General features: G+C 44.5%; 13 protein-coding genes. 1 reads left to right on the forward strand and 12 read right to left on the reverse strand.

Annotated features, from left to right (window positions below; translation table 11 throughout):
* Positions 1-492: 492 nt before the first annotated feature.
* Entirely contained in the window at positions 493-1137 is a 645-nt protein-coding gene (locus QOR82_RS08170) for a VTT domain-containing protein (protein ID WP_283584274.1), read from the forward strand.
* Positions 1138-1183: 46 nt separating this feature from the next.
* Here QOR82_RS08170 and QOR82_RS08175 read toward each other — a convergent pair whose 3' ends face one another.
* The 12 genes from QOR82_RS08175 to comGA all read right to left on the reverse strand — a co-directional run bounded on the left by QOR82_RS08175 (position 1184) and on the right by comGA (position 9204).
* Positions 1184-1966: a TIGR01457 family HAD-type hydrolase gene (locus QOR82_RS08175; RefSeq protein ID WP_283584275.1), complete on the reverse strand. Its 783-nt coding sequence runs from the start codon at positions 1964-1966 to the stop codon at positions 1184-1186.
* A 2-nt stretch (positions 1967-1968) separates the two neighbouring features.
* Positions 1969-2517: a YutD family protein gene (locus tag QOR82_RS08180; protein ID WP_283584276.1), complete on the reverse strand. Its 549-nt coding sequence runs from the start codon at positions 2515-2517 to the stop codon at positions 1969-1971.
* 44 nt (positions 2518-2561) lie between these two features.
* The gene (locus tag QOR82_RS08185) at positions 2562-3170 is read right to left on the reverse strand and encodes a metallophosphoesterase (protein WP_283584277.1); all 609 of its coding nucleotides are present in this window, start codon (positions 3168-3170) and stop codon (positions 2562-2564) included.
* A gap of 66 nt (positions 3171-3236) precedes the next feature.
* Positions 3237-4445 (reverse strand): acetate kinase, encoded by a 1209-nt coding sequence (locus tag QOR82_RS08190; protein ID WP_283584278.1) that lies wholly within the window; start codon positions 4443-4445, stop codon positions 3237-3239.
* A gap of 20 nt (positions 4446-4465) precedes the next feature.
* Positions 4466-5494, reverse strand: coding sequence for a class I SAM-dependent methyltransferase (locus QOR82_RS08195; RefSeq protein WP_326521496.1), 1029 nt, complete (start codon positions 5492-5494; stop codon positions 4466-4468).
* A 32-nt stretch (positions 5495-5526) separates the two neighbouring features.
* Positions 5527-5760: a hypothetical protein gene (locus QOR82_RS08200; RefSeq protein WP_283584279.1), complete on the reverse strand. Its 234-nt coding sequence runs from the start codon at positions 5758-5760 to the stop codon at positions 5527-5529.
* 10 nt (positions 5761-5770) lie between these two features.
* Positions 5771-6238 carry a hypothetical protein gene (locus QOR82_RS08205; protein WP_283584280.1) on the reverse strand — a complete coding sequence of 156 codons (468 nt, stop codon included), beginning with the start codon at positions 6236-6238 and terminating at the stop codon, positions 5771-5773.
* Positions 6235-6534 carry a hypothetical protein gene (locus QOR82_RS08210; RefSeq protein WP_283584281.1) on the reverse strand — a complete coding sequence of 100 codons (300 nt, stop codon included), beginning with the start codon at positions 6532-6534 and terminating at the stop codon, positions 6235-6237. The genes QOR82_RS08205 and QOR82_RS08210 overlap by 4 nt, the downstream gene beginning before the upstream one ends.
* Positions 6515-6925, reverse strand: a complete 411-nt coding sequence (locus tag QOR82_RS08215) for a hypothetical protein (RefSeq protein WP_283584282.1) — start codon at positions 6923-6925, stop codon at positions 6515-6517. Before QOR82_RS08215 ends, QOR82_RS08210 begins: the two co-directional genes overlap by 20 nt.
* The gene (gene comGC, locus QOR82_RS08220; protein ID WP_283584283.1) at positions 6922-7233 is read right to left on the reverse strand and encodes a competence type IV pilus major pilin ComGC; all 312 of its coding nucleotides are present in this window, start codon (positions 7231-7233) and stop codon (positions 6922-6924) included. The genes QOR82_RS08215 and comGC overlap by 4 nt, the downstream gene beginning before the upstream one ends.
* Positions 7233-8315, reverse strand: a complete 1083-nt coding sequence (locus QOR82_RS08225) for a type II secretion system F family protein (RefSeq protein ID WP_283584284.1) — start codon at positions 8313-8315, stop codon at positions 7233-7235. The genes comGC and QOR82_RS08225 overlap by 1 nt, the downstream gene beginning before the upstream one ends.
* On the reverse strand, positions 8233-9204 hold the full coding sequence (comGA, locus tag QOR82_RS08230; RefSeq protein WP_283584285.1) for a competence type IV pilus ATPase ComGA: 972 nt from the start codon (positions 9202-9204) through the stop codon (positions 8233-8235). The genes QOR82_RS08225 and comGA overlap by 83 nt, the downstream gene beginning before the upstream one ends.
* Positions 9205-9564 lie beyond the last annotated feature (360 nt).

Here is a 9564-nt window from a genome sequence, read left to right on the forward strand (position 1 = left end):
CTCATATTATGAATATGAGCTTTTGAAATAGCTCTAATTTAAAAGTATTAAGCGAATTGACTTCGCAAATGTTTTTGCCTTAATCAATGATTAAGGACCCTGCACATTTGTGTTTGTCGAAACTTTGTTCAGTTTTCAAAGGTCTACCTTGGCTATCGCCCTGAGCGACAACAATTGATATTATAGCAAACTGTTTAAACACTGTCAAGAACTAATTTTAAAAAGTTAAGCGCTTCAACAGCCGCTAAATAAGAATATCACATTGCCACAAGAGCTGTCAATGACAAATTTCATTGAGAAGCAATGTCCTGGTGACAACGGTTATTAACTATAACCGTAAAACCACTTCCTGTCAACATAGAATTTGAAAAATATCAAATTAATCCTTGAAAACTTATTAAAGACTAAAAGAGGACCGGCCATTCTTGGCAAGACAAGCAAAAATTGCTAGAATAAGTCAAGTTAAACTTAAGAAGAAGATAGGAGATCCAAGTGCCTAATATTATTGACTTTGTGCTCCATATTGATTCTCACCTGATCGCGATCGTGAATCAATATGGCAACGCAACTTACTTAATTCTATTTGCAATCATCTTCATTGAAACCGGCGCAGTCATCATGCCCTTTTTGCCAGGTGATTCACTGTTATTTGCTGCCAGTGCTCTTGCAGCTAACCCAAGATACCAACTCAATATCTGGTTGTTCTTTATCTTATTTTTGATAGCTTGTGTTGCAGGCGACTCGCTCAACTTCTGCATCGGCCATTACATTGGCAAAGGTCTGTCTAACCATTCACTGTTTGGAAGACTCATCAATAAGGATAGCCTCGCAAAAGCAGAAGCCTTCTTTGAGAAATACGGAGCTATGGCAATTATTCTTGCCAGATTCATGCCCATCATCAGAACTTTTGCTCCCTTCTCGGCAGCAGGATCAGGATTTGCCTACCATCGCTTTATTCGCTTCAGTATTACTGGTTGCCTTCTCTGGGTGGCCCTGTGCTGTACCTGCGGATATTTCTTCGGCAATCTGCCATTTGTCCAGAATCACTTTTCTGTCATCGTCTTAGGGATTATCATAGTCTCATTGATTCCCGCCGTCGTTGGATTTATTCGTTCCAAAATTAACACAAACAAATAAGTAAGATCCCCTAAGCTGGCAAAACCAAACTTAGAGGATCTTTTTTTCAGTTATTGATCGTCCATTCGTCAAGTGAATAGGCTGTATATGTCGGCTGCTCACAAAAAGTAGACAATTCTTCTGGCTGCGTCAAACCTGTGAACACAAGCAAAGTATCCATCTGCTCATTGATCCCAGCCATGATGTCTGTGTGGTAGTTATCACCAACCATTAACACATCTTCTTTTCGTAAGCCATAACGTTGGAGGGCCATTTCCATCATCAATTTTTCTGGTTTGCCAATCATGATCGGCTTTTGTTGCGTAGCATATTCCACCAGCTTGACAAGTGAACCAGCACTTGGAATCATCCCCCGCTCACTAGGTAAATTCGTATCACCGTTCGTTCCAATAAAACGCGCCCCATTGCGAATCGCAAGCGTCGCTACTTCAAATTTGTGGTAAGTAACATCAAAATCAAGGCCAACCGTCACAAAGTCAGGGTGATGATCAGTTAAGATAAATCCCCGCTTCTGTAAAGCCATCTTCAAGCCATTTTCACCAATAGCATAAACACGTTTTTGGCCTTTTCCTGCCAAATGGCTCTTTAAGTAATCTGCTGCAGCAATCGCACTCGTATAAACATCGTCAGGGGAAGCCTCAATTTGATGTTGAATCCGCAGCTTTTTAACCACATCTTCTGGGGTCCGCGTACTATTATTAGTTACAAAAATGAGCTTTTTTCCTGCTTTACGTACTCGCTTGACAAAGCGGGCAGCCGCCGGAATCCGTTCTTTGCCCCGATAAATAGTGCCATCAAGATCCACAAAATAAGCCTGGTAATCCTTCACAATCAATCATCCCTTCGCCGCCGCATTACAAATTCGCGTTTACGTCCCCTTCGTACCTGTTTTACCTCTTGATGCCGCCGCTGATGAACAGGTGGCGAACTCAGCTTTTCACGACGTTCGCTAATTTCTGCACTGTTGCGATGATAATGACGATGTCGAGGATGACGGCGTTTTTTATTACTACCTGCTTTAACCGACAGATTACGCACAACAAAATAAGGACAGCCAAAGTTGCAACTCTCATATAGATAGTCTTGTAGGCTTCTAATCCGCCGATCGTTCATTACCTTCGGCCGGTCATTATCATAGAAGCCACGCAAACGCAACTGACCGTAACCGAGGTCACCGACAATATAGTCATATTTAGCTAGTATCATGCTAAAGCGGTTTGCAAAAGCATCTGCGTCAAAAGCGTCATGCTGATTTAATACCACTTCATAGCTATGACCGTTGACGGCAAAATGCTGATCATCCTGGACCGTTGCATGATAAATATCGGCACGCTGTTCTTCTCGCTTATCGATATAATCCTGAATTTTGCTTCGGTTCATCAGCTCATTACCCCCTTAACAAAGATATCTTTATCATACTTGAATTACCCTCGCTTAGCAAAATCATCAGCTTTGCCCTTCACCATTGTCTCTACTTCGGCCATTGACAAAGGCTCGCCAAATGCAACATTGTGGCCCAAATAAGCTAGTTCAGGAGAATCAATGCCGACATTAATGTTTTCATTATGTGGCATTGAATAGTGGTGAATATGACCATGTAAATCAATGATTTGTGGTGCAATCCCAAGCCACAGAGGATAATGAGTCATATAATACTGGCGGTGATCAAATTTAATCAATTTGCCAACATCATGAAACTCAAATTTTGGATATCCATTTAAATCATAATTATGAGCGGATAAGTACTTAAAAAGTGCTCGTGAATCATGGTTCCCCTTAATCAATACCAAGTGTCCATTTAATTCTGACAGCAGATGAAAAATAGCCTGATACGCTCGCTTGGGCGGCTTCACAAAATAGACCGCAATATCACCCAAATGATAAACAATGTCGTTATCGTTAACCTTCTCATTCCAGTGAGTGATGATTGCCTGATTCATCGCCGCAACATTCCGAAAAGGACGAGGCGCGAAATCATCAATTCCCAATAAATTCTGGTCAAAAAAGTGAGTATCAGCAGTTACAAATTGCATCGAATCACCCCTTAAATAAAAGCCGACTACGATAACGCAGTCGGCTTTACTCATTGCTTGCTTCGCTTATTTATTAGCGTCAGCTTGCTTCTTCAAACGCAGAATATCATGAACAATCATCAATTCCTCGTTAGTTGGAATCAGCAAGGTCTTAATCTTAGCGTCCGGAGTCGACAGATCACGTTCAACCCCGCGAACATCGTTCTTTTCTTGATCAATCTTAACACCAAAGTAAGATAACTTGTCCGTCACTGACTTCCGGAAGCGAACGTCATTTTCACCAACACCTGCAGTGAAGACAATTGCGTCAGCCCCGTTCAATTCAGCGAGATAGGAACCAATGTAACGAACAACCCGATTGTCAAAAATTTGAAGAGCAATTTCGCAGCGTTTGTTGCCCTTCTTTGCACCGGCTTCAACGTCCCGCATATCACCAGAAACGCCAGAAATTCCCAGAACACCTGACTGGTGGTTCAAGATGTCAATCATCTTGTCGTTATCGATGCCCAGCTTGTCCTGAACAAATGAAACCAGTGATGGATCAACATCCCCAGAACGAGTGGCCATCGTCACACCAGCCAGCGGTGAGAAGCCCATTGAAGTATCGTAAGACTTGCCATTCTTAATAGCACAAACAGAAGCACCAGCCCCAATGTGGCAAGTAATCAACTTAAGATCCTCCAGCGGTTTGCCTAATAACTTAGCTGCTCGAGCGGCAACGTAACGGTGACTAGTCCCGTGGGCACCATACTTACGTGCACCATACTTTTCATTCCATTCAAAAGGAACACTGTAGAGAGCGTTGTACTCTGGCATGGTTGTGTGGAAGGAAGTATCAAAGACAGCCACAGCAAAAGCGTTCGGCAAAACCTTCCGGAAGGCCTTGATTCCCTCAACTTCAGCTGGGTTGTGCAATGGTGCAAATTCAGCGTCATCGCTGATCTTTTTAATAACTTCATCGTCAATAATTGCTGAGTCGGTGAAGTCCCGGCCACCTGCCACAATCCGGTGGCCAACGGCAGTAATTTCATCGTAATTTTCAACAATCTTGAGGTTAATCAATTGTTTAAGCAGATATGAAACCGCATCTTTATGGTTTGCAAATGCTTCCTTATCTTCATGAACCTGACCGTCACCGTACTTAATTTTGGCATGGCCCATGTCCATCCCAATACGCTCGATTAAACCTGAAGCGATAACCTCTTCGCTCGGCATGCTGAATAACTTAAACTTAACCGTTGAACTGCCGGCATTAACTGCGATAATCTTTGACATAAATTGCGACTCCCTTCGCTCTAATCCTTTGGCTTCAAATTTGTGGCAACCCACTGATCAATCTCGGCAATAAAGCGCTTAAATTCGCTTTGCTTAGAAAGTGGTGGGAATGTTCCCAGTAGAACCTTTGGTGCCTGGTGGGCATTGCCGCCCTGTTTTTGCAAAAGCAACAGCGATTTTTTGGCTGCAACACTGGTAAATAATTCATCTGGAAGATTAATTAAGCCCTGCAAATGAGCTACCTGCTGAATCCATTTAACAAATGCGGCAGATTCCTTGGTCTGGAACATATTCGCCGGAACCAAGAAAAGCCCAAAACCACCAGGACGTAAATAGTTCACCGTTTGTTCGATTAATAAATGATGTACGTAAGAATGTCCCTTTTGGGCCCGAGTTTGGTAATTACTAGCGCGTTTATCCAGCGGATAATAACCAATCGGCAAATCTGCCACTGCTAGGTCACACTGCGGCACGTCTAACGGACCAATTGCGTCTTGGTGATACAAGTTGACATCCAACCCTTGCAAGGCCGTGCTTGCACTAGCAATGGCTAACATACTTTCGTCATTGTCAATGCCGTAGCCGGCAAAAGGCTGGTCAGTTGCACCGTGCAAGTGATTGATCACCGTCGTCAAAAGGTTGGCGGTCCCAACCACAGGATCCAAAATAGTCGTCGGTCCATCAATTTCAGCAACACGATCCAGCAAGAATGCCATTAAAAGGCCTAGTGAATCCGGCGTTAATTGATGATTAGCCTGAATTGAATCTTGCTTTAAGACCTTTAATAAACTTAATTGCAACATTCGCCGAATATCCTCAGCACTCTTCTTCGTCAGCTGAAGCTGTCCATAAATGGCTTCCAATTGCTTCACTTCGGAAGGATCCGGCTTGCCATCTTCAACTTGAACCTTACCACCATCAACGAGATTTTCCGCATTTTCCAGCAGTGCATCCATATAAGAGCTACGCAAGGAATGCTGTAGCAGTTGCGTTGCTTTATCAAAATGAAGAAATAAGTCCTCTGCTGTTTGTTGAACCAGGATTGTCACTCCTATCTTGATACAATCGTACCAATCTCAGTTTATCTATTTTTTCCTGGAAATTCAAGACTTGATACCGCTTCATTCCTCTTTGGCTGGCCCTGCCCTTGAGACTCACGCGCCATTTTGAGATTACTTTGGGTCCGCCGTCGCATTTCCTGAACCTGTCTTTGTTCCAAAATAGCCTGCTCCCGAAAGTCTTGGTACTGCCACAGCAAAACCATACAAATAAATGACATAACCAGGACAGCTAAAACGAAAGCATTGCCAGCCATTCTCCCCCTTTTAATGCCCTTTATTTTGATGTTCGGGCCTCGCAAAACATAAAACAGCACGGTGAGTCTGTCCTTCATAATTTATCACCTCAACCAAAACCCGCTGGCTGTCCAATTGCCGATAATGAAAGCCACCTCGTGCGACGGGACCATAGAGCGGCAAATAGCCATGATGCGGTCCGCGCAAATAAATAATAAAATGATTACTGCATGCTAAGACATAGTCTTTGTGGTTTAACCGGCTCGTCAATTCAATCTCATCTACCCCGATGTGTGTAACCTTGCGCAATACCAACTGTCGTTTGGGTGATTCCATCTCCAATAAAAAATGATACCAGGCTGCTGGTTCACGTAAATTTTGGTGACTAATCTTAACAGCACTATGCATCCCCCACGAAGCGGCAAGGGCTACCATAGCAGTCACCAGAAGGGCAAGAACACATTCAGCAATCGTGAAAGCTGCTAGTTGCTTTTTCATCCTTTCGTCTCCCACACCAATTGCCGGCCACACATCACAGCCACGCGATGAGAATCGGCTACCGCTCGGTACGGACCGTCAGAGCATGAAACACGCCGCCCTTTTTTTATTAGGAGCACGTCACTAGTTTCCTTGGCTAGTCTTGCAATCCGCAACGTTCTGCCCATTTTTTCACGTTGCAATTTGAGCTGACTCTCGCACAATGCCAGCCATCCTAAGACCATCATTACAACCGTCAGTGCCACTAAGCTATCCACCAAAATGAAGGCCGCTAAGTTATGGTACTTCCTCTTCAATCTTAAAACCTCCCCAGCCCATTTGAATTTTGAGACGATAAATCCGGCCATCGATGCTCGAAGTAAATTCCTCTGTCTGCGGACTCACAAAACCGTCCCCGTTAATCTGAATTGCCCCGAAGCGCGTCGGTTTTAATGTCTGTGGCAAAGTGACCGCTGTCCGGTTTCCAAAACACAAATGCCGATTTTGAATAGTAATTCGGCAAGGATTTCCTTGCTGTCGTGCCCGCGTGGTCGATTTGTCCCACTCTGCTTCCATCCGACGAAAAAATTCGTTTTCAGCGGTCCGCTGACGACTCTTAACCATCTGCGGCGTAAAAAAAGCCATCAACATAGCCGTTAGCATTAGGACAATTAATGATTCGACAAGAGTAAAAGCCGGGGCTTTCATTGCTGCCTAGCCTCCCCGTTATGAACCACGATGTGCTCATCGTGGGCCTTTTTAACCTGAGCGTCCGTCAGATATGCGCCCTGCCGCAATTGGGCCAAACTATCCGCCTTTTTTCCGTTATCATTTTCGTATAGATCCAGCTGGGTCTGAACAACCGTCACCATCGCGTTACGGTGAATCCTAACAGCATGTTTGCGCTCAGCTGCGAGATTAGGCAGAACAATCAAAATTAGGAGACTAATAATAAATAGCACAATTGCCATTTCGATCAATGTAAATCCTCTCTGTTTTTTTAAACAACATTTCATCAATAGACCCCCTGAATTGAATGATAAATCGGTAGCAAAAGGCTCAAATACATTCCGACGATAGCAATCGCTACCACTAAAAACATAATCGGTTGCACATAGATTAAAAGGCGTTCAATCGTAGCGAGAAGTTGTTTAAAGATTAACTGACTGAAAACTGTTAATTCTCTAGCTAAACGGGCCTTTGACAAACCTTGTTTCAAAAAAATCGACAATTCTAGCGGTAAATATGGGCACTCTTCAATTAAGCGAATGTAATTACCATTCCGCTCATTAGCTAGTGCAATTTGCTGACCCCACCAAGCTAAAAGCGAAGAATTATCAAAGGCACTAGCCACCCGGCAGCATTCCTTTAGGGACAAACCATGGCTGAGAAGCATTGCCATCGTGCTGATGAGGTAATAAGCGTAATATTGACGATACATCTTCCCCAAAAACAACCAGCGACATCGGGCACGAACCCGCTGTTCAGTTGTCATTTTTCGCCAACGCCGAAGGGAGGACCAGCTGTATATTCCCAAAAAAGCGAGGCCGAAGCCGACCGAACACTGCCAGAATTGGCTCTGCCACCAATGTTGAGGCAGTTTGTCTTGCCAAGTACGCAATTCTGGATAAACAAAAATTTCTAGGGCCACTCCCATGATTACCAGAAGAATCAACAATAAAAATGGGTACTGCAGTAAGGCGATCAATTTGCGCCGTTGTTTTTGTTGGGCCTGCAAAAAAGCGCCGATTTCAGCAAGTGTTGCACTTAACTGCCCATGCTGCTCGGCTAAAACCAACTGGACGTAAATATCAGCATCGACCAGTGCCTTGACGGCCGTCGCAAATGACTGCCCATCTGCCAAGTGCCTTTCAACTTGACACAACCAAGGCTCGTCTCTAGGCATAACCCGCCGGCAAAACTGGACACTCTGCCGCAAGGAAAAACCCACGTCCAGCAGCTTGGCAAGCAAAACCAGCCATGCAGCTAGGCGCGCAGGCTTCATGGTATTTTTCTTAGCCATTTTGAAATTGCCGCGATGTTTCAGCCGTGATTTGCCCATTGCAAACAGCTTGGGCCAAGTTGTTTTGCCATTCATCAGACATCCCTCCATCTGGACGGCTCACCGCCGCCACTAATTGCTGATCTAGCAATAAGTCAAACAAAACCGCCAACTGTCCATTATCAGTAGGAAGCAAACGCTGGTAACAAACCCCACTCAAGGTCTGGAACAGGTAGTAGGGCTCAACTCCTAATTGTTGCAACCGCGCCAAAACACCGGTAGCCGTCCGTGCATGGACTGTCGCTAAAACTAGATGTCCGCTTAAAGCCGCCTGCACAGCCATCTGGGCAGTCTGACCATCCCGAATTTCTCCAATTATGAAAACCTGAGGCCGATGACGCAAGCCCACCCGGAGCAAATCCTGATAGTCCATTCCTGCCAGCCGATTGACCTGCAATTGCAAAAAAGCCGGTTCGCGAATTTCGACGGGATCTTCGATAGTCATCACGACGCCAGCTTTAAATTCCGCAGCCAACCGGTACATGGTCGTCGTTTTCCCAGAACCAGTAGGACCGGCGAAAAGGACCATTCCCCGTTTGGCAACAGCACCCTTCAGTCGTCGCCACTGATCCGGCAAAAGAAGCCTGTATTCTTGTTCAGCCAGTTCATAAATAAAGCGGACAACCAGGGATTCACGGCCGTTATAATCCCCAACCGACGACAAGCGAAGGTCAACTTGCTGACCTTCGTGCCAGTGAATCGCCCCTGCTTGGGGACGACGATGTTCACTCACGGCCATGTTGGCGCGGAATTTCAAATTGCTGATCCAGTGTTGAGCTTTTTCATTGGCTAAGTGGGCAAGAAGTGACAGACGGCCACTTTGATTTGCCAGTAAACGATAACCCGAATCCGTCGGCAGCAGATAAAGGTCGGCAACCCGTTTCGTAATTAATTTTGCCAGTAATGATTCTAGTTGAAGTACCATTCTTTCGCCTCCCACTTAATAGATACGGCAGGCATAAAAAAAGCGATTCTAGAATATTCGGTACTGATAAGAGTAATTCTTATCGGTGCCGTTTTTTGTTGCTTCGCTATACCATTAAATAAAAAAGAAAAGGTAACTGTCACTAGTTGTACCCACAACTGCAGTTACCTTTCCAGAAAGGAAATAATCCTCATGACTAATGATATCAACTTTTTAACAGGAATCAAGGATCCGCACCTAAGGCCAGACAAACCATATCTATCTAAAAAACATGAAGTTACAATAGTTCATCTCATCCAATCATATCCAATGAGATGCCCTCATTGTGGCCGTTTGATGAAACGTAATGGTTTCCGTGTG

It is taken from the genome of Limosilactobacillus difficilis, from assembly GCF_947387495.1.
GTDB classification, from domain to species: domain Bacteria; phylum Bacillota; class Bacilli; order Lactobacillales; family Lactobacillaceae; genus Limosilactobacillus; species Limosilactobacillus difficilis.